The organism is Paenibacillus sp. FSL R5-0519, assembly GCF_037974275.1.
GTDB lineage: Bacteria > Bacillota > Bacilli > Paenibacillales > Paenibacillaceae > Paenibacillus.
This window is the reverse complement of the sequence record NZ_CP150234.1, coordinates 1,941,550-1,960,860: the sequence shown is the minus strand read 5'-3', so window position 1 is coordinate 1,960,860 and position 19,311 is coordinate 1,941,550. Positions and strand designations below refer to the sequence as shown.

Annotated in this window: 23 protein-coding genes; 3 read left to right on the top strand and 20 right to left on the bottom strand. The window is 48.1% G+C overall.

Annotation, left to right across the window (positions count from 1 at the left end):
- Position 1: 1 nt before the first annotated feature.
- Together MKY73_RS08955 and MKY73_RS08950 are read right to left on the bottom strand one after the other, a co-directional pair.
- A complete protein-coding gene (locus MKY73_RS08955) occupies positions 2-1,057 on the bottom strand; it encodes an iron ABC transporter permease (RefSeq protein ID WP_339235807.1) in 1,056 nt (351 codons plus the stop codon).
- A gap of 273 nt (positions 1,058-1,330) precedes the next feature.
- Positions 1,331-2,068 carry a glycerophosphodiester phosphodiesterase gene (locus MKY73_RS08950; RefSeq protein WP_339306951.1) on the bottom strand — a complete coding sequence of 246 codons (738 nt, stop codon included), beginning with the start codon at positions 2,066-2,068 and terminating at the stop codon, positions 1,331-1,333.
- A 231-nt stretch (positions 2,069-2,299) separates the two neighbouring features.
- On the opposite strand from MKY73_RS08950, the gene MKY73_RS08945 reads away from it, so the two are divergent.
- Positions 2,300-2,566 (top strand): hypothetical protein, encoded by a 267-nt coding sequence (locus MKY73_RS08945; protein WP_091014158.1) that lies wholly within the window; start codon positions 2,300-2,302, stop codon positions 2,564-2,566.
- A gap of 216 nt (positions 2,567-2,782) precedes the next feature.
- Here MKY73_RS08945 and MKY73_RS08940 read toward each other — a convergent pair whose 3' ends face one another.
- From MKY73_RS08940 to MKY73_RS08920, 5 genes are all read right to left on the bottom strand, one after another.
- Entirely contained in the window at positions 2,783-2,911 is a 129-nt protein-coding gene (locus MKY73_RS08940; protein WP_255319930.1) for a hypothetical protein, read from the bottom strand.
- Between the two features lie 119 nt (positions 2,912-3,030).
- Positions 3,031-3,615 (bottom strand): TIGR00730 family Rossman fold protein, encoded by a 585-nt coding sequence (locus MKY73_RS08935; RefSeq protein ID WP_091014155.1) that lies wholly within the window; start codon positions 3,613-3,615, stop codon positions 3,031-3,033.
- A gap of 232 nt (positions 3,616-3,847) precedes the next feature.
- On the bottom strand, positions 3,848-4,267 hold the full coding sequence (locus tag MKY73_RS08930) for a hypothetical protein (protein WP_315937091.1): 420 nt from the start codon (positions 4,265-4,267) through the stop codon (positions 3,848-3,850).
- A gap of 19 nt (positions 4,268-4,286) precedes the next feature.
- Positions 4,287-4,955 carry a uracil-DNA glycosylase gene (gene ung / locus MKY73_RS08925; RefSeq protein WP_339306949.1) on the bottom strand — a complete coding sequence of 223 codons (669 nt, stop codon included), beginning with the start codon at positions 4,953-4,955 and terminating at the stop codon, positions 4,287-4,289.
- A gap of 254 nt (positions 4,956-5,209) precedes the next feature.
- Positions 5,210-6,430 (bottom strand): MalY/PatB family protein, encoded by a 1,221-nt coding sequence (locus MKY73_RS08920; RefSeq protein ID WP_339306947.1) that lies wholly within the window; start codon positions 6,428-6,430, stop codon positions 5,210-5,212.
- Between the two features lie 249 nt (positions 6,431-6,679).
- On the opposite strand from MKY73_RS08920, the gene MKY73_RS08915 reads away from it, so the two are divergent.
- Complete coding sequence (locus MKY73_RS08915) at positions 6,680-7,387, top strand: helix-turn-helix transcriptional regulator (protein ID WP_017687366.1); 708 nt, start codon at positions 6,680-6,682, stop codon at positions 7,385-7,387.
- A gap of 155 nt (positions 7,388-7,542) precedes the next feature.
- On the opposite strand, the gene MKY73_RS08910 is transcribed toward MKY73_RS08915, so the two are convergent.
- The gene (locus MKY73_RS08910) at positions 7,543-10,464 is read right to left on the bottom strand and encodes an insulinase family protein (RefSeq protein WP_339306945.1); all 2,922 of its coding nucleotides are present in this window, start codon (positions 10,462-10,464) and stop codon (positions 7,543-7,545) included.
- Positions 10,465-11,132: 668 nt separating this feature from the next.
- Between MKY73_RS08910 and MKY73_RS08905 the strand changes: the two genes are divergently transcribed.
- On the top strand, positions 11,133-11,534 hold the full coding sequence (locus tag MKY73_RS08905) for a hypothetical protein (protein WP_339306943.1): 402 nt from the start codon (positions 11,133-11,135) through the stop codon (positions 11,532-11,534).
- Between the two features lie 47 nt (positions 11,535-11,581).
- Here MKY73_RS08905 and MKY73_RS08900 read toward each other — a convergent pair whose 3' ends face one another.
- The 12 genes from MKY73_RS08900 to MKY73_RS08845 all read right to left on the bottom strand — a co-directional run bounded on the left by MKY73_RS08900 (position 11,582) and on the right by MKY73_RS08845 (position 19,307).
- A complete protein-coding gene (locus MKY73_RS08900; protein ID WP_339306941.1) occupies positions 11,582-11,785 on the bottom strand; it encodes a DUF2614 family zinc ribbon-containing protein in 204 nt (67 codons plus the stop codon).
- A gap of 91 nt (positions 11,786-11,876) precedes the next feature.
- Positions 11,877-12,113, bottom strand: a complete 237-nt coding sequence (locus MKY73_RS08895) for a hypothetical protein (RefSeq protein WP_339306939.1) — start codon at positions 12,111-12,113, stop codon at positions 11,877-11,879.
- A 1-nt stretch (position 12,114) separates the two neighbouring features.
- Positions 12,115-12,801 carry an N-acetylmuramoyl-L-alanine amidase gene (locus MKY73_RS08890; protein WP_339306937.1) on the bottom strand — a complete coding sequence of 229 codons (687 nt, stop codon included), beginning with the start codon at positions 12,799-12,801 and terminating at the stop codon, positions 12,115-12,117.
- Position 12,802: 1 nt separating this feature from the next.
- Positions 12,803-13,111 carry a BhlA/UviB family holin-like peptide gene (locus MKY73_RS08885; protein WP_047843606.1) on the bottom strand — a complete coding sequence of 103 codons (309 nt, stop codon included), beginning with the start codon at positions 13,109-13,111 and terminating at the stop codon, positions 12,803-12,805.
- Entirely contained in the window at positions 13,092-13,286 is a 195-nt protein-coding gene (locus tag MKY73_RS08880; protein WP_339306935.1) for a hypothetical protein, read from the bottom strand. The genes MKY73_RS08885 and MKY73_RS08880 overlap by 20 nt, the downstream gene beginning before the upstream one ends.
- A 77-nt stretch (positions 13,287-13,363) precedes the next feature.
- Complete coding sequence (locus MKY73_RS08875) at positions 13,364-13,909, bottom strand: stalk domain-containing protein (protein WP_339306933.1); 546 nt, start codon at positions 13,907-13,909, stop codon at positions 13,364-13,366.
- A gap of 50 nt (positions 13,910-13,959) precedes the next feature.
- Complete coding sequence (locus MKY73_RS08870) at positions 13,960-16,107, bottom strand: phage tail spike protein (protein WP_339306931.1); 2,148 nt, start codon at positions 16,105-16,107, stop codon at positions 13,960-13,962.
- Positions 16,108-16,127: 20 nt separating this feature from the next.
- Positions 16,128-16,580: a hypothetical protein gene (locus MKY73_RS08865; protein ID WP_339306930.1), complete on the bottom strand. Its 453-nt coding sequence runs from the start codon at positions 16,578-16,580 to the stop codon at positions 16,128-16,130.
- Between the two features lie 61 nt (positions 16,581-16,641).
- Entirely contained in the window at positions 16,642-16,863 is a 222-nt protein-coding gene (locus tag MKY73_RS08860) for a hypothetical protein (RefSeq protein WP_339306929.1), read from the bottom strand.
- A gap of 1 nt (position 16,864) precedes the next feature.
- A complete protein-coding gene (locus MKY73_RS08855) occupies positions 16,865-17,152 on the bottom strand; it encodes a hypothetical protein (protein ID WP_339306927.1) in 288 nt (95 codons plus the stop codon).
- Positions 17,153-17,158: 6 nt separating this feature from the next.
- Positions 17,159-18,886, bottom strand: coding sequence for a WD40 repeat domain-containing protein (locus tag MKY73_RS08850; RefSeq protein WP_339306925.1), 1,728 nt, complete (start codon positions 18,884-18,886; stop codon positions 17,159-17,161).
- Positions 18,887-18,908: 22 nt separating this feature from the next.
- Positions 18,909-19,307, bottom strand: a complete 399-nt coding sequence (locus MKY73_RS08845; RefSeq protein ID WP_339306923.1) for a hypothetical protein — start codon at positions 19,305-19,307, stop codon at positions 18,909-18,911.
- Between the last annotated feature and the right edge of the window lie 4 nt (positions 19,308-19,311).

Sequence of the window (19,311 nt, the reverse complement as noted above, 5' to 3'; positions counted from 1 at the left end):
TTTACAGAGTCCTCCTTTCTTTTCGTGCCAGATATAGGAAGAATGGTACCCCGATGAGGGCAACCAATGCGCCAATTGGTGTCTCGTACGGCGGGTTAATCATACGTGCAGCCAGATCCGCAAATACGAGCAGCAAACTACCCATCACAGCGGAACATGGAATAATCCAGCGATAATCGACCCCAACCAGCTTCCGCGTAAGATGGGGAATAATGAGTCCGACAAAACCAACCGCCCCCACCACCGACACAGCCGTACCCGCAAGAATCAGTACAACAATCAGACCTATGAGCTTGATCAGCCCCGTACGTTGCCCCAAGCCCACCGCAATATCTTCTCCGAGACTAAGCAGAGTAATCGAACGGGAGATGAGAAGACCTGCGATTAGTGCCGCGAGTACCCATGGGAACATGATTTCAAGTTGAGACCATTTCGTTCCGGCTACACCACCGGCTGTCCAAAATGCCAGATCTTGTCCAATTCTGAAATACAATGCAATTCCTTCACTGAGTGCCGACAACATCGCTGATACTGCTGCACCTGCAAGCACAAGGCGTAGTGGTGTTAGTCCCGATTTGGAAGCTGCACCAAAACCATACACCAACAGGACACCAAGCCCTGCCCCAAGGAAGGAATACATAATGATGTACATAAATGGCAAGCCTGGGAAGAAAGCAAAACAAACTGCAAGCGCAAATCCAGCTCCCGCATTTAGCCCAAGCAGACCTGAATCGGCCAGCGGATTACGAGTCATGCCCTGCATGATTGCACCAGCCACAGCGAAACATGCACCCACCATGGCTCCTCCAAGAATACGTGGTAACCTAATCTCCCATATGATCTGGTGAGGGGTCAACTCCGGATTGAAATCAAAGATGGCCTTCCAGACTACACTAAGCTTAATATCAGCAGCGCCAAAAGAAATGGACAACGCCATACCCAGAGCGAGTAGCAAAATTCCCCCTGTAAGAATAAGTGTGGCTGCCCACGGACGAGTGTGAATCTTCGCTGTGGGTGAATCCGGATTATGTTTTTCTGGTGAAGCTTGTGAACTCATACGCGCCCACCCTCGTTATGAGTGGAGCTCTTCAAACCTATGTACATAACAATCACCTCTCTATAAATACCAAACTTTAATGATATTGATTCTCATTCCCATAGACCATTGTAAGTGAATCTATAGGCTCTGGCAATGGACAAATAGGACATGTTTAATGCATATATGAAGATTTGCACACAATTTTACACGCAAAAAGGCCATGCAGGAGCCAAAAAGCTCGAACACAGCCTTGTCATTACATATGTAGAACATATAAAAAAACAAACTCGTTTAACGGGCTGGTACCTTAATTAAGGAGGCCAGGACATCCGGAGCATCGGTAATGATTCCTTGCACACCCATATCCATCATGGCCTGCATCTCGGCAGGATCATTCACTGTAAATGGATAGGTAACAATGCCATGGGCCAGTGCAGCGGCAACATCTTGTTGTGTGACTGCCAGCTTGTAGGGATGAAGGCCGGAAGCTTCGAGTTTGGCTGCATAATCATAGGGACGGTACAACTTTTCCATATATAGAAGTGCAGTACGGATCTCCGGGGCAAGACGTTTACATCTCACGAGCGAAGCATGATTGAAACTGGACAGCACGACCTGTTGCTCCAGATTCCAGTCCCGGATCGCCTGTATAACCTTCTCTTCCATCCCCTTATAACTCACAATACCATTTTTCAATTCCAGATTAAGCAGTGTTCCTTTCCCCTGTACGAGCTTGAATAACTCCTCCAGCGAAGGAATACGCTCCCCGGCAAAATCGGCATGGAACCAGGATCCGGCATCCCGGGTGCGCAATTGATCGTAAGTTGTATCCTTAACCCAGCCTTCTGCGCCGCCAGTTCGGCTTAACGTCTCATCATGAATCAGTACCAGTCTGCCATCACTCGTCATCTGCACATCGGTTTCAATCCCTGTTGCTCCAAGCTCCAGACTCCGTTCAAAAGCACTCATCGTGTTCTCCGGGCATACGGCAGATGCACCGCGGTGGGCAATAATCTCCATGTTCCTCATTCCAGCGCCTCCTGTGTTCAAGCTTCACTCTATGATCATCACTATAAACACAGTTTGTTAGACCTGTATTAACGGAGCGTATAATGGGTTGCCTGCTTCGCTAACACTAGCGGCTAAGTTGATTATCTAACGGGCTGGGGATTCACTCATTTTTGCGAACTCAATCTGAAAATCGACATAACATAGTATGAACGATGGAAGCACCGAACTCCGCTATAAGGAGGTTGACTATTGAATCCCTCAAAGAAAAAATCGATACCTACGCGTGCTCACACATCCCAGTTACAGTCGGCTTCCAGGCTTTCCAGATCATCTGTCCATATCAAAAACAAATCCGGCAAGACGGCTAATCAGCGTTCTTTTAACTCCACTTCATCAAGCACACTGGATCAGCTGGCTATTGTTGCAGCAATACTATCCTTGATTGCAGCTGCCATCGGGCTATATATCGCCTGGAAATCGTTAAGTGTTCCGGATCAAACTGCTGTGGTAGTGTAGACTGCTTGTTGCGCAGCTATTGGCTCAGGAGGCTTTCTCCTGCTTCTGAAATTATTCAGGGGCAGGTTTTTGCTTTTTCAATCATTCAATATATCTGGAAATGTCAAAAAACCGTTCCCCTGAAACGCCGGCATATACCGGCGTCTCTATGGAAAGGTCATTTTTATTCGGGCGCTGCCTCTGCAACGTCATTCCCGTCCCGGGATACTGACCGGATTACAGAATGAATGTGCGTGAGATAATAACCAACAGAATGAACAATACAAGAATTGCACCTGTCGATGTCCATGCTCCACCACCGAAGCCTCCGCAATACCCGTAACCTGTACCTTTGAGTTCGCTCATCAGTGACACTCCCCTCTTCATCAAAGTACACTATAGACTATGTCCGATAGCGCAACTTGCTTGGGCAGATCGAAAATTCTCCCGAGGAATGATTGGGTACAGGCATTCTTCTTATGCACTCATTTCCCGTTAAGTTGTGACCACTTCTGAGTCAACTCTGCAGGAATATAGGATGACATTTGCTTGATCAGTTCAGCCGGATCCGATTCCAGACTCCACAGACTGAGATGCGAGGTGTTAGAGAATCCCTCCTGTACACTATGTTCTACCATCTTCATCAGTGGTCCATAATATCCGTTGACATTCAATAAGCCAACAGGCTTACGATGAATGCCGATCTGTGCCCAGCACAGTACCTCGAATAGTTCTTCAAATGTACCCATACCTCCGGGAAGCGCAATGAAGCCATCGGATAATTCAGCCATCGTAGCCTTGCGTTCATGCATGGTTCCCACTTCAATCAGTTGTGTGAGCCCTCCATGAACAACCTCACCCCGGAATAATCCCGTAGGCATAACCCCGATTACTTCTCCCCCTTGCTCAAGAGCAGCATCGGCTACTGCACCCATCAGACCCATGCAAGAACCACCATAAACCAGCGCATACCCACTATCGGCAATCTGTTTGCCAAGTTGAACAGCCTTCTCTGTATAATCGGGGTGATTTCCCGGATTGGAGCCTGCAAAAACAGCTATACGTTTCAATGGATTTCACTCCTTATCATGATCTATCTTAATAGTATATAACATGAATGTTATGGGTATGTACAACAGGTTAACAGAACCCATGGACAAAAAAATACCCGACCGTTTGCAGCCGGCCGGGCTCCCATATCAATACACATCAATTTAGAAGGGGTTGTTACTACCTAATATACAGACCAAACATTAAATCCGTATGATTTTTGCATGAAATGAGTATTAAATCTTCGTATATCTAACGTATGCCACGGCGTGAACGTACGACAAACATATGCTTGTCTTTACGAAGAACCCGACCATCTGCAAGTTCAACCTGATCCTCGTCATGACGCAGAATCGTCGTGCATAACGCTACAATTTTGGCCCGGCGCCAGATCATAACCTGTGACTTGAAATAGATTGCATTTTCGAACTGTATTGCCTTTTTCATCACATATCCAACCTTGTGCACTTCAGAACGTGCTTTCTTTAAGGGAAGACTCTCTTCGGGAAGAGGTCTGATCATTGCGATATTGTCAAACGACACCTTAATCCGTTTCGGTCCGATCCGCACACATTCCGCTTCTTCATCCCACTCCACCAGCGTTCCCTTCAATGGCTCCCGTATGCCTGTTGCACGATATACCGCTACTTTTCGTCCTATCCAATGTCGCAATGTTCTCACCTCCATCTGTCTAGTTTTCAGGTATCTTCCAATCGATCGGTTCAATACCTTTGGAGGTCAAGAATTCATTGGCTTTGGAAAAGGGACGACTGCCGAGGAATCCGCGATGCGCGGCCAGCGGACTGGGATGTGTAGACTCCAGTACCAGGTGTTTGTCCCTGTTAATAAATGCACCTTTCTTCTGGGCATGACTTCCCCACAGCATAAAGACCATTGGCTCTGAACGTTCATTCAGCGCGCGAATGACAGCATCCGTAAACGTCTGCCAGCCCAATGTCTGATGCGAGTTCGGCTGACTTTCACGGACCGTGAGAACAGCATTTAACAACAGAACTCCCTGCTGAGCCCAGTGGACTAGAGATCCATGATTCGGAATTGGGAGGCCGAGATCCGCCTGTAGCTCCTTATATATATTTTTCAGAGAAGGAGGTACGCGTACCCCCGGTCTAACCGAAAAGCTTAATCCGTGAGCCTGACCCGCTCCGTGATAAGGGTCCTGGCCAATAATAACAGCCTTAACCTGATGATATGGCGTCAGCTTCAGTGCGGAGAACAAGTCTTCTTTCGGCGGAAAGACCGTCTGCGTCTTGTACTCGGCGGCGAGGGTATAACGAATTTTGTTAAAATATTCGGCTTCCGTCTCTTCCTGTAGCACCTTGTCCCAATCGTTTCCAAACATATGTATAGGCTCCTTTCCCCTGATGAATGCAATTACGTGCAGCCCAACTACCGGGCTCTTCCTTCTGAGAGCCGCATGTCATGCAACTCATAGACTATCCACCATTTTAACATAACCGGGGACAGCAGACCAGAATCGTGCATCAGGGTATAAGTTCACCTCAAATTAAACCTTGTTCTTGCTACGTTCAGTATAGTCATCCAAAAAAGTCACCTCGTTGTTGCATGATGACTTTTTTGGATGACTTGATGACGTTATACTTGAACGGGCACCTCTTCGACTTCTTTTACAAGCACACGACTGATTCTCCGTAATCCTTCCTGAAGGACAGAACGCGGACAAGCCAGATTCAACCGAATACAGCCCTCGCCATTCGCTACAAACATGTGACCATCTTCGAGCAATACACCCGCTTGCTCCGCGAAGAATAACGGTAAACTTACATTTTGGGGAGCATAGGCCGAGATATCAATCCAGGCCAGATATGTGGCTTCCGGGATGTGAAAGACAGCCTGTGGCAGATGCTGCTTCACATACTCTTCCACGCAGGTGAAATTGGCGTCGAGATAACTTTTTAACTGTTTCAGCCATTCATCACCCGTTTCGTAAGCCGCTTGCGTAGCAGCAATGCTCAGTGGGTTTTTGAAACCATAATGGCGTGCCTGCCAGATGTCTCGAAGTGCCTTATTCGTAATGATGACGTTGGAGAACATCAGACCAGCCATGTTAAATGTTTTGCTCGGAGACATGCATGTAATGATTCGATCCGTATCCGGGAACAGCTTCGCAAGTGGCGTATGTCTTTTGCCAGTCCGCAGCAGATCACAGTGAATTTCATCCGAAATAATCCATACATTGTTCCTCAGACAGATCTCACCCACACGTTGTAACTCTTCCGTTGTCCAGACGCGTCCAGACGGATTATGCGGGTTGCAGAAAATACACACTCTCACCTTCTCATCCTTAGCCTTGGCTTCAAAATCCTCAAAATCAATCGAGTAACGCCCCTGCTCATTAAGCATATCTGAACATACCAGTTCAAGATCATTATGCTCCGCAGCTGACTTGAAGAAACCATAAGACGGGGTAACAATCAGTACTTTCTCATCCGATTGACAGATATATTCCACCAGTTCATACAAAGCGGGGATGATTCCGTTCGAGGTCTCCAGATGCTCCTTCGGGAAGGACCAATCATAGTACCTTTTCATCCAATTCGAGACAGCTTCATAGTATGCCGGATCAAACACCTGGGAGTAACCCATAATTCTGCGGTCCAAACGTTCCTTCACTGCATCCAGAATCTTGGGAGGTGTGGCGAACTCCATATCTGCAATCCACATGCGAATGAATTCTTCGTCCTTAAATGGAAATGTCATATCTTCTGAAGCGTTAAAAATATATTGACGGAAACCATCCGTATTCATGGCATTTGTACCTGTGCGATCTATAATCTCATCAAAGTCATATTTCATAGCTTCTGCTCCTCTGTCTGCTCTACTTTTCATTGTCGGTTCGTGTCGTATGAGATCTATTATTCCATGACGTAGAAATTGCATCAAATACAATACAATCTATCCTGACGAAACAAATAAAGTTTATTGTTTCCTCAGAATAGGTTTTTCGTCGAGAAAGTGATATATTTCTCATGTAACATCATTTTTATGAATGACTTTCATCATTTTCACGTACTCTCAAGAAACATTGCATAAGGAGAACCGGTTATGAACAATATCAATCAGGAAGTTGGCAAGAAAATACGAAACTTTCGGAAGTGGCGGGGACTGACCATCCAACAGCTGGCGGATCAGATCTTTAAGAGCAAGGGCACCCTGTCCAAATATGAGAGCGGAGATATTACACTTGATCTGGTCACATTACATCATATTGCGAACGCGCTCAACATTCAGGTGGAGCAGCTCTTGTACCAAGAGCCAAGACACGCTTCTCCCTTGATGAATGCGGTCCCGTCCAGCTTTTTCAAGAACTCCACCCGTTTCTATTCCTACTTCTATGACGGGCGTAACAACAGTCTCATTCGGTGCGTCATTGACATGATGGCTCAATCGGATGCCAACCGTTATCGCACCGTGATGTATATGAATGTGAAGGATTTTGAGAACTATCAAGAATGCGAGAATATGTACTGGGGCCACACCGAGCATTATGATACACTCACCACGCTGATTTTGAAAAATCAGGCCACGCCGCTGGAGAATCTATATATTAATATTCTGGCATCTTTTCAGGAATCGGAGAAAAAGTGGGGACTGATGGCTGGTGTCTCCTTCAGACCTTTCATGCCGATCGCGCTCAAAATGTTATTCTCCAGAACCCCGCTGCCCGAGAATCAGGAGTTGTATAATGAATTGAAAATCTCAAAGGAAGATCTGCGGACTTTAAAAATATACAACATGCTTGCTGTCACTTGAACAATGCAGCGTGTCACCCATTCTCATATGGGAGGGGATAGTCGCACTTCATTGCTACCCGTTAAAAAAGCACTTCTATAAGCTGTTGGAACCAGCTCATAAAAGTGCCTTTCGCATTTGACGTTAATTGAATCGAAAATCAGCGAGACTGACGTTTAGTTTTTAATTAAATCCAGCGTTTCGTCAAACATTTGCTTCTGTTCCTCGATCTTGTTCTCATTCCCGATTACGCAGCGCTGTTGCTGTTCAAGGATGTCTGACAAGAGCCCTGCAAAACCGATAATGTCGCTTTCCTTCGTGCTTAATACTTCGTCCCGCTCCTGTTGCAGATCCGCTTCAGTCACATTCGACAGATAACACTCCAGAGAGAATGCTCCTTCGCCATAAGGGGTTCTCGGCGTATCCAGATCCTGGATCGCACCAATAATATAACGTGTCATCTCCCGCTCGTCTGCCCGGAAATCGGTTAAATATTGCGGTATCTCTTCATATACTTTGTACGTTTTAGCGAGGTTCGGATCACGATACGATGCAACGTAGCTGTCTCCGTTCCGTCTGAAGCCTGACATACAACCATAAGCTCCGCCTTTGGCCCGGATATTGGTCCATAAGTAATCCAAAGACAGGATGCCCTGCAAGACCCGTAGTGAACCGGTGTATTGATATCCTTTGTCGATGTAATTGCCCGTTTGCACCACGTACTGCACCTCTGACGGGGAACGGAATCCTTCCTTATGAGTAGCAGGTAGGAACGTAAACTCTTCCTTGCCAACCTCATGTGTGAACAGCCTCGCTTTCAGATCGGATACCTGTTGCTCCAGTCCTTCATATCCCTGCTCATCGGCAGTGTAACTAACAAGCAAGTTCTCTGGTCTGAAAATATACCCCGTCAACTCTTGCAGCTTGGAAGATAACTCTTCTTTCCTAGCCTCAAAGTTCGCCTGAAGATCCTCAAGCCATTGGTAAAAGGCGATACCACTTACAGCTTCTCTGAAATCCGCAACCGCTGAATGTTTGGACGAAGACCGTCCAATTCCCGCAGAGTGTCCACTGTTGATCAGATTACGTTGCAGATTACCTTTCATCTGAGAGATGATCTCATATAACCGCTTCGAATTATCGAATCGGGATGTGAACACAATTTCCTGGATCATGTCAAAGGCAAATCCAAGCTTGTCATATAACACTTTTGCGTTGAACTCATAGGTGGCTTTGAATTCATTGTGCTTATGGGCGTTGGCATACGATCCAATCCCGCTATGAATACCGCCCGAATGGATATGAATCTCATTGGACAATTCATTGAAGGAGTAGTTTTGAGTATCCACGTAACCCAGTACATTCTTGAGCAAACCTGCATACGGCAAGAGATGACGTGGCACTTCTTTGATATCAAACAGCAGTCTCAGATAACCAATTCCATTGGTGTAAAGGTTATGATGGAGAATAGTTGTGCCGTCGACCTGGTTCACCGTTTGATGCAACGTAGAGGCCTTCGGTTCAATATCTTCAATCGATAACGTCGGAATGACCTGCTGCTGCTCTTTGGTTGAAGGTGTATTCTGATATTCGGCGAGTGCTTCCGTTTTCTGAATCAGTGTCTGAACTTCTTCCTCGCTAAGTCCGGCCTGAATGGTTTTCAGCCGTGCTTTCAACGCCTCCTCCTTACGTGAGTTCAGCCCCTTATCCGGGGTAAGCGCCACAAAAGAAGTATGTGTGTTTTGCAATAAATACTTCTCAATCAGTTGTTCGAAGTAACCTTCGTTCATTTTTGTCCGCAGCTCAGCAAATACGTCATTAGCCTCCAGATGGGTGAAAGGTGCCTCATCATCGTACAACCAGCTTTGCAAGGAAGAGAATCCGTAGATCAGACCCTTCGGCATTCTGCCATAGTCCGCTTCCCTGTGATTGAACTCATAGGAGTTAATACCAGCAAGGAGCGCCTTAGGATCGAAGCCTTCTTTCACCACACGCTCAAGCACTTCTTGGACAGTTCCCAGGAAATCCTCTTTGCTCGACAGATTGCTCTTCTTCAGTCCCACCGTGAACACAGGCTGATACAGGCTGTCATCATACGAACCGTAGACGTCCTTCGCAATTCCTTTATCCAGCAACGCCTGTTTCAATACCGCTCCCGGAGCGTTCAGCAAGGCGTATAACAAAATCTGGAACGAAATGTTCAGTTCCTTGTCCAGACTTGTGCCAATCACCGCATTATAGGTCAAGAAGCTGTTATCCACTTCGGATTCCGTACTTCCCGCAGAGTAAGTCTTAACTGTGTCTACCCGTTCTGCAAAGGGAGGTTGAAGTTGAATGGCGGAATCAATCTCGATTCGATCATATGCACTCAGATAGTTCTCATCAAGCCATTGCAACTTCTCTTCCATATCCATATCCCCGTAGAGATAGATGTAACTGTTGGAAGGATGATAGTATCTCGTGTGGAAATCCAGCAGCCCCTGATAGGTCAGATCCAGGATCGCTTCCGGGAAACCGCCAGACTCGGAGGAATATGTAGTATCCGGGAAAAGGGAGTTCAACACTTCTCTGCGCACCATTCGTTCCGGTGAAGAAAAGGCACCCTTCATCTCGTTATATACAACTCCGTTGTAGGTTAACTCATCGTCCGCAGAGGCCAGATTATAGTTCCAGCCTTCCTGCAAAAATATCTTTTCATTCTCATAAATATTCGTATTCAATACCGCGTCCAGATATATATCCATCAGATTATGGAAGTCATGATCATTACGACTCGCGATCGGATAGATCGTCTTATCGGGATACGTCATGGCGTTTAGGAATGTATTCAAAGAACCTTTCAGCAACTCAACAAAAGAATCCTTGGCCGGAAATTTCTTGGACCCACAGAGCACGGAGTGTTCGAGGATATGGGCTACCCCTGTATCATCTTCCGGGGGTGTGCGGAAACCGATACTGAATACTTTGTTGTCGTCCTGATTGGACAAAAGTACGATTTTGGCTCCGGATTTCTGGTGCTCCAACAGATACGCATCCGATTTCAATTCTTCAATTCTGCGCTCCTGTAACACCTTGTATGGCTTAAGCTGTTTCAACATAAACTTGAGTCCTCCGTCCATAAGATTGTTTTATTGGTTTTGTGACTCTATATAAGTTCAAATATGCTTATTTACACTGGCACTCCGATGACAGCATAACCTTCCGATCGCTGTTATCGTGTAAATGTGTAGTTGAACTTATATCGTTCAGCAAGGTAAAGGTAATATATGCCTATGGATAGTATACACCATTGTTCCGTCTCTTCATAAAAGTCAGATAAATGTACCTTCTGATATGTATTATGCAGCGTTTATGTTTATGAACTGCATGGTAAAGTGGCCCGCAATGATATCACAATCATATTAAAGAACACAAAAAAAGATCGCATGCAGCTTGGTTAACAAGCGTCATGCGATCTTTCTTTTTAAGATGCCGAGGACCGGGATCGAACCGGTACGGTAGTCACCTACCGCAGGATTTTAAGCTGTTTTCGCTTGTATATCCGCATTCTTTCGCTATTTTATCGTTAAATATGCGCCCAAACACACGAGGACCCACCGTTCATTTATACGTTGTGTTATCGTTTTAGCCTCCCGCTTCTGTGCGTTTGGCTTAACGTTATTATACGGTAATATTTAGGCGGAGGCAAGCGTGGATGCTACGTTGTGTTTACGCCCCTTCCGCGCTATACTAGGAACAAACGTTCTATAACGAAGGAGCCCCGCACATGATCGATATCACGCCGCAAGACCACACGCTAATCAAATCGCACATCATACTACCGCGCGTATTGTCCGCATTCGAACGGGACATTGCGCTCATCAACGCAACGCTAAAGACGCCGGGCCCGTATGTCGACGTCATTGCGGAAGCTCAGCGCAAGATTACCGCAGACCTCTACGAAGTACGCAAAGGATTCCGTCAGCGCGGCATCAAAGTCTACGAAGAGGTAACGGATAATGACGGCGTGACGGCGCGCTATAAATGCCGCGGCTATGAATCGCAAATGCGGATACGGTGGACGATGATGGCTGCGGACGCGAGCGTGGTTATGCGGAAGTATCTCGGGTTGAGTACGGATATGTACGTCGATCCGTCGGTTCCGGAGTGGTTGCAGCGCGGCCCATAAACGAAGAAAAGCGCCCACCTCCGGAGAGATGAGCGCTATGTCTTGCGTTATGAAGTTACGAGCCGTCCGTCCGATGTGCGTGTGACGCGCGTTTTACATTTCGGGCATTTGAGGCTGCCGTCCATTAAGCGGAACTCTTTTCCACAATGCGGACAGCTTACCTTCTCTGCGCGCCAGTATTTAATATTCGTCCATACCGCTATGATCGGTGCAAGTACGACAATGCCGACGATAAACATTACTAGGAACATCGTTATCCCTCCGTGTTATGTATGCGCGGCGTCCCACGCTACTATATCTTATTATACGTCATGAGTAGCAGTTACGCCGCATTTATTTCCGTTAATTTCCGGACTTTTTGACTACCTTCGCGCCGATGTCATACAGCTTACACGCAGCCAGCCCCGCCATAATACCCGTCATAATCCCGTCCGTAACGGAATCCACCGGAATGTAAAAGAGACCCGCGCCTAATCCGAGCACCATCGATAACAGCGGAATCCACTTCGCTGCCACGTACAATTTCGCAAACTCACCGATCGCAATAATGACCGCAACCACTACGCCGATTTCGTACATATTATACGTCCTCCTTCGTAATCGTCACCGTTTTAGTCTTCGCGTCCCACGTTACCTTCGCGCCTAGAGCTTCCGCTACTGCACGCGCCGGCGTATACGTGGTACCTCCGTCAAGCACGCCGTCCGTTACTTTCTTACCATTAACAACTACGCTTACGATTACGTCTTTCTTCACGTTAGAGTCCGCCACCCTTTCGTTTAATTTCGCCTGTACCGCCGCTTTAAACAGACCCCATCCGGTCCACGCGCCACCATCGTACATTAAGCGCGGACAGATTTTACCGGACCAATCGTAGTGGCGACGTAATCGATCAACGCCCCATCCGCGCTCCTTCAACATCGACGCAACTAGAGTAGCCGCGTTATCTAGCGTCTTTGCGTAGTTTCCGCTCTCGCAGATTTCGATGCCGATTGACGTACGGTTTCCCGATGATGCGCCGCTTCCGTCCCCTGCGTGCCAAGCGTTCTCATTCAGCGGAATACATTCGATAACTTCGCGCTCATCAACTACGACATGAAACGAAGCTGTCCGCGAGTTCGTCCCGTTCGTCAGCCAGGCGCGCTCATTAGCCGCGGAACTTGACGGATTACCCGTATTGTGTATCGTAATCGTTGTCGCATTCATAGCGAGGCCGGGCCGCCTGTTATTCGCGGTACCTTTCGGAATATAATCTTTGCGATAGTTCACGTTATCGCTCCCCTTTCATAACGCTTTTAATCTCCGTTACATCCAACGATAGACCTTCGTACTGAGACGCCAGCGTTTCGAAGCGCCCCGTTAAATCCTCGGCCAATCGCATCAAACGTTCCTCTCTTCGCAGCGCGTCCGAATACATCTGATCCTCGCGTTCTTTGGCGGCGGCCATCATCCGGTCTTCACGGGCGCGACCGTCGTCTTGTATCCGCGCCATCTGACGCCAAAGTAGGAATCCGGCTACGACGAATAGGACCGCAAATAGGCCCTCCTTTAGCGCGCTATTAAATATCGCCTGCTCCATCGTCGGCCTCCGTTTCTAACGCAGCCATTGCCGTTCCAATTTCGTGGTCAAGTGCGCGGAGAATGTCCGCCTGGCTGACCGGATGATACGCAAGGACTGCGGATATGACTGCGGTTAGTTCCGACACAGGTTGCGCCAGGTCAACGGTACATTCGAGTAGTGTGCGTGATTTCATTTGCGCGTTTCCTCCGTTTCTGTATAACGCAAATAAGGCCCCGCCGATGTTGGCGAGACCTTGCGTTATTCATTCGTTTATTTTAGCGCGGCGAGTGCGGCTTCGGCTTGCGCGATGTCGGCTTTGGCTTTTGCTATTTCCGCATCGTAGGTAGCGAGTTCTTTCGTTCTCGCTGCGTAATCTTCCGGTTTCATCCCGGCCGCTTTATATCCTTCGATCTCTTTAGCTATCTTATCGCGTCCTTCTTGCGTAGGTGCGAGTATGCGCGTTTTTAGAACGTCTATAGATTCCTCAATACCTTCTTTGGACATACCTGAAAATTGTCCGGAAACGTTTGTCGGTGCGCTTTCAGTTGCCGGACTTTCTGTTGTAACTGTTATTGTTTTTCCTTCCACTTTGATATCCGCTCCTAACGCCTCAGATATTCCGCGAACAGGTACGTTGGCTTTTCCGTCAATAACTGCGCCTTTGTCAGCGAGCTTCTGCCCGTTAACAATGACGGTGTATTCTCCGGAAACTTTTTTACCGACGAGTGACTTAACGCTGTCCGCAAACGCGCCGGCCGATGTCGAAAGAACGAATCCGATCAATATACCGCCGGCAATGTATGCTACCTTTTTCATGATTAACCCCTCCGCGAATTGGTATTTGGTTCGTTTTTCCTATAATACCACTACGCGGCTGAGGTTGTGAAGGTTCCACCGTTTGGTGGCCAATTCTGGTTAGCACTGTTACCGTGATTATGTGTTCCAATGTCCACAGTATGAGTGTGACCGAGTGCCGATTTCGCGTTAACCGCATTCCACAAAGCGTTGATTTGTGACTGTAACCCCGTTACCTGGCCGATATCAATTCCGTTTGAAAAGTTAACAGAACCCTGCAGCGTAGTCACTCCGTTCAATGCGCCTAACCGCAAGTTCTGCGTACCCATTACATGTAACTCGTTTGACACCGCGTACACCAGTCCTTGCGATTGACTTGAGCCGTTGTAGTACGTATGGCCGCTGATGTTAGCGACTTGGTTTGTGCCAAGAGTAACCCGCCGCGCTCCGAATGAATCGTAGAACACAAAACCATCCGGGTCTAGCTCGATACGCTCACCGCTAGTGGCAGTACGGATACGTGCGCCGGTAATCGTACTACCTGACGTAATATCTCCGCGGAACTCCCCGCTTTGTGCAACCATGTGTCCGCTGGAGTTTACGGTAAATACCCCATTACCAACGTTAATAGACGAGCCTACGATCGCGCCATTCGTAAAGTTGGACGAAAATATATTCGCTGAGTTAGCAGTCAACCGGTTCGCTGTTACGTTGCCCTGCATATCTACGCGGAAAGGAGCGGAGTTAAAAGATGCGTGCCCCGCCGCGATCCCATTCGTATTGATCTGAGTGACGTTATTGCCCGCGCCAATTAATAGCGATACGAAGTTACCGAGCTGCCCGACGATGGCCGGCGCCGATATTCCGTTCGCATTAATCGCAGTCATCGCGGTAGCCCCGCCGTCCTTGCTGAAAATTATTCCGTTGGACGTCATGATGACTTGATTACGCGCATCCGTTTTGTCCTGCAGGACGATTCCGCGCGTGTCGTATTTGACCTCGGTCTTCGAGTTATGAACGTCATTAACCGCAGCCTTCGCGAACGCCTCGAATACGTCCGTCCGAATCGTCCCGTTACTTATCAGGTTACTGACGATATTCTTCGATTTCTCAAGGTCAGCGATAATATCCGTCATATCACGTAGCATAACGTTTGCGATCGTAACCTGCGAATGTTGCTCGTTGCTGTACGGATACTCGATGAGCTCCGTAATACGTGCGTTTATCCCGTTCATGCCAAGCGCAGGGTCTACGCAAGTCACCGTATCTCCGAGGTCGGGTGCCGGCTCCGCGCCATCAAGCTTGTGAATATCCGCAGCCGATACGGAGATTTCCAGCGCCGGCACCTCTTGTTCGCGGAGAGCCTTTCGTTGTGCTTCGAGTAGTTCCGTATATGACGTGATGTTCTGCTCGATAATCTCTCCGTCGTAGAACGCGTTAACGTCGGTCGCCCAATACTGCGCGTACGGCGAAATCAAGTAGTTGACCGCAAGGTTCCCGTTAACAATCGCGCCAGGCATAGAGTTTAACAGCACGCGCTCATCCGCAGTCAGCATCGACGCGGGCTGTCCGATAAGTGTCCGGCCGTCTTTCATCTGCGCGTACATCCGCGTAACGAGCGTGTTTGAATCGTCGTTAAACGATGTCGATACGATATTCTTGCGGATGCGATACTGCAGGCCGCGATCTTGGCCGACCTTCTTACGTAAGTGAATAACGCAATTGTCCGGCTCAATCTCCGCGCCATACATCGATACGACGGAGTTCAGCGCTTCGAGTGCGTTGCCGCGTCCGAAGTCCTTAACGTCGAATAGCGGGAATGTATCGTCGATTGAGAACGTATACTTGCCGCCAGTTGCCGCACTAATTGCCGTCGTGAGCTGCGAGATGTGTACGCCGTAAGCTTCGGAGATATACGACGCGTACGGATACTTATAGTCCGCGAGTTTAAACATAACGTGTGAGCAATCGATGCGCGCGGTTAACTTGCGGCCCTCACGGACGCGACTCCGACTATTGATAACGTAGAATTGGCCGCGCTCGTCTTGAACATGGCCCTTGAGTACGATCTTATCGAGATAGTCTGCGGATGTCATCGGCACCATAAAGGACAGCGAATAGTCCGAATTGATCCGCCTTGTCCGCTGGATGTCGGTCGCGTCTACGAGGATGCCGATTCGCTTCCGGTTCTTATCGAACGACTGTAAATACTTCGTCAAGTGTGCGCCTCCTTTCTGCGTTAGTAGAGGAATTTGTCGCGGTGAGTTACGCGTGTCCGAACGTTGCGTGCCACTTCCGAATCGGTGTACGTCAGTTTATTTGCGCCATATACGAGGTCGAAGAAGTCGCCTGTCATTAAGTGTAGCGCCGTTTCCCCGTTAATCGTAATCGTCTGCCGCTTCGTATCAATAACGATGACATCGCCCGGCTTGAAGTCGCCCGTTATTCCGATCTCGTTAATATGCGCGTAGGTTACGTTAACAACGAAGTCAGTCGCCGTAGTAATGGACGCGCCAAAAAGACGCTCGCGGACTAATTGCGCAAGCATCTCCGTAGCTGTCGTTATTTCTGCCGCCATCGCCATCTCGCGGACAAACTCCGTGGTTAAATCCGTCGCGCTTTCGAACGTAACGGCAACCGTAAAGTCCCCGCTAATTCTCGTTGAAAAATCCGTCGCTGACTCGATGGACACGGTGAATAGCGCTTCGAACGACAGTGTCCGGTTAAAGGGCGAGCTATTAAAAGGTGCGCGATTAAACATCGGAACCGCCACCTACTGTTTCCGCATATTCACCCTCCGTGATCCAACCGTTGGCAAGTGCGCGGTCAAGGTCCGCCTTGTTGTACGTAATAACCGCGTATTCTTTAACCGGAGCGATGTAGGCGGGCATGATATCCGGGAAAGTCTTCGTGCCGTGGCGATAAATTGCGGTTGAGTACGCGATTTTTAACGAGTTGATAATTGTCGTTGCCATATTACGCGGCACCTCCGTTAGCTATCGTTTCCCATAAGTCGATGATCGCGAGGTTGAGCGCGGCGGTTTCCGCTTCGGCTGCGGATAGGCGCGCTTCGAGATCGGATTCGTCTGCGGGCTTGAGTGCCGGGTCAATCGCAAAAGAGGCGCCATCCCATCGGTAATATCCTGCGTTTATGCCTGCGGGTAGGTGCGTCATGTCCAGTTCCACTTCTGTGTATCCTTCATACGGATATGTTATGGCATCACGGATGATATTGTCTGAATCCAGTTGAAAGTAAAATTTCATGGGTATCTACCTCCATATGATAATTGCATCTTTCTTTTCGCCCGTAATTCCGCTCGACAAGGCATAACCGGCTCCGTCTGCATTTGCTAAATCAGCAATGTTGTTGCTACTTTTATATGCTGCCATTGATACACTATAAAGCAACATACCACTACTACTTCCTGTCTCTAAACCTACAGCTAAAAACGTAGCGTTTCTGCTGTACTCAACACAGTACACTCTAACTGGTGGATTGCTACTAAGAGGGTTTACTTTCTTGAATGTGTCTCCAATCCGTTGGTAAGTCAGTAGATACGGGCTGTTTGTGGTACCAACACTCATTAAGTCTGTACCAGGCATGAAGCCAACTCCATTCGCTCCGCTAGTAGGCAGATCAGCAAAATCCGGGATTTTTTCAAATGTATCGCCTGTTACTTTATATACGTTCAAATAAGGGGTTGTTTGGTATGCACAAGATAGTAAATCACCGCTGGAACTAAAATCACTAGCATTCACCAGCCCCGTTGGTAAAACTGAGGGGTTTGACAATTTAGTAAATGTATCCCCTGATCTTTTATAAATTGTTATGAATGGGGATGTTCCATGTCCAACAACTAAATGAACTCCGCTAGGATCGAAATTCACAGAAGCGGCCACTCCTGTTGGTAAAACTGAAGGGTTTGACAGTTTGGTGAACACGTCGCCTGATCTTTTGTAGATACTAATATATGGCGTATCGTTGTGACCTAATGCTAGATAGGTACCATCAGGACTCCACGCTACACATCTTGTATTACTTGTTGGCAAAACTGCCGCGTCTGGTAGTTTGGTTAAAGTATCCCCGTCTCTCTTGTAAACAATAAAGTATGGTGAACTTGCCAAAACAACTGATAAATAGGTACCATCAGGACTCCAAGCATTACCAATTGATGATGATCCAGGCATTGTAGCAGGATCTGATAGTTTAGTAAAAACGGAGCCATTTCGTTTATAGACAGCGAAGTACGGTGGGAAGGCCGTACTGACTGCCAAATATGTGTCGTCCGGACTCCATGTTGCTGATCTCACAGACGACGAAGACGGTGGATAAGTTATGGTTACATCACTGCCAAACTGTGTTTTTGTATATATCGGGTCACCTGCAACAAGATTTCCGGCATAAGTCACAGTCTGTTGTACCTGACCGTTTATCGCTGTTGAGGTTTCGATCGTTTCAATCCCGTCGGCCAGTTCCTCAAAAGAATGCGGGGAAGTCCCTGCTACCGTTCCCCCTTTGACAATGACGGCGGTCTCAATCAGATTTTTCCCGTCATCGACATGCGTAAAAACCTCGTTGATCGCATCGACTAGGCTGTCTTTATCTGTAGTCTGCAATTCGCTTAGATCGCCGACCCACGTATGCACTGTGCTTATTGACGACTCAACCGTAGTGACGGCGTTATCCAAGTCCGCAATATTAGCGCGACCCGCCTCGTAGTCGTAAGCCGTGTGATTCCGCGCCGCCTGCGTTCCTGCCGCCCATCCTTTCGCAGTCCCTTCGAATCCGCGCGTACATCCCGTAAGCGTATTGCCCGTTTTCCCCGTATACAGAATTGTCTCCGCAGTCTCATCGCCGCCCACCGTCACCAAGTTCGGAGCGGCCGGAAGCTTAGACGCGTCCAGTACGGTGATCTCCGTATCTGTTGCGGTTATATCCGCGGCGAGCTCCGTTCCCGGACTGTTAACCATCGCCGCGTACATCGGTAATTGCGCCATCTAATCTACTCCTTTCTCCTTCTTAGTTCGTAAACTTGACGGATGTTCCGTCTTTGAGAAACTTCGGCTTGTCGCCTGTTTGGATCGTACGTGGGTTATCAACCGCTTTGGACCACAGTAAATTACCGCCCGTCAACGCGCTACGTAAACCAACGTGTGTTACGAGGCCCCAGTCCGCAGTCGCAACGGGGAACTCGATATCTGCCGCGTTCTTCACCGTCTGATTGCCGACCTCAAGCGCAGGAGCTGCGAATGTAATCGGAATCCTCACGTAGCTACCTCCGGTTACTTCCGAACCCGTATCAGCCGGTGTCGGATCGGACTTGTATAGCGCGAGGTAGATTGTAGTGGGCGCGGTAAAAGTGATTCCGCGTAATACGTGGTTAAGGATTGCGGCGGATAGCCAGTTCGATATATTCAAAATA

Bases quoted from the DNA above. Each gene is read 5' to 3' on its own strand.
- MKY73_RS08895 (WP_339306939.1), bottom strand. From the start codon at position 12,113: ATGTACGAAATCGGCGTAGTGGTTGCGGTCATTATTGCGATCGGTGAG.
- MKY73_RS08915 (WP_017687366.1), top strand. From the start codon at position 6,680: ATGAACAATATCAATCAGGAAGTTGGCAAGAAAATACGAAACTTTCGG.
- ung (WP_339306949.1), bottom strand. From the start codon at position 4,955: ATGTTTGGAAACGATTGGGACAAGGTGCTACAGGAAGAGACGGAAGCC.
- MKY73_RS08900 (WP_339306941.1), bottom strand. From the start codon at position 11,785: ATGTTCCTAGTAATGTTTATCGTCGGCATTGTCGTACTTGCACCGATC.
- MKY73_RS08885 (WP_047843606.1), bottom strand. From the start codon at position 13,111: ATGGAGCAGGCGATATTTAATAGCGCGCTAAAGGAGGGCCTATTTGCG.
- MKY73_RS08850 (WP_339306925.1), bottom strand. From the start codon at position 18,886: ATGGCGCAATTACCGATGTACGCGGCGATGGTTAACAGTCCGGGAACG.
- MKY73_RS08860 (WP_339306929.1), bottom strand. From the start codon at position 16,863: ATGGCAACGACAATTATCAACTCGTTAAAAATCGCGTACTCAACCGCA.
- MKY73_RS08905 (WP_339306943.1), top strand. From the start codon at position 11,133: ATGATCGATATCACGCCGCAAGACCACACGCTAATCAAATCGCACATC.
- MKY73_RS08940 (WP_255319930.1), bottom strand. From the start codon at position 2,911: ATGAGCGAACTCAAAGGTACAGGTTACGGGTATTGCGGAGGCTTCGGT.
- MKY73_RS08910 (WP_339306945.1), bottom strand. From the start codon at position 10,464: ATGTTGAAACAGCTTAAGCCATACAAGGTGTTACAGGAGCGCAGAATT.
- MKY73_RS08855 (WP_339306927.1), bottom strand. From the start codon at position 17,152: ATGAAATTTTACTTTCAACTGGATTCAGACAATATCATCCGTGATGCC.
- MKY73_RS08955 (WP_339235807.1), bottom strand. From the start codon at position 1,057: ATGAGTTCACAAGCTTCACCAGAAAAACATAATCCGGATTCACCCACA.
- MKY73_RS08950 (WP_339306951.1), bottom strand. From the start codon at position 2,068: ATGAGGAACATGGAGATTATTGCCCACCGCGGTGCATCTGCCGTATGC.
- MKY73_RS08880 (WP_339306935.1), bottom strand. From the start codon at position 13,286: ATGAAATCACGCACACTACTCGAATGTACCGTTGACCTGGCGCAACCT.
- MKY73_RS08875 (WP_339306933.1), bottom strand. From the start codon at position 13,909: ATGAAAAAGGTAGCATACATTGCCGGCGGTATATTGATCGGATTCGTT.
- MKY73_RS08920 (WP_339306947.1), bottom strand. From the start codon at position 6,430: ATGAAATATGACTTTGATGAGATTATAGATCGCACAGGTACAAATGCC.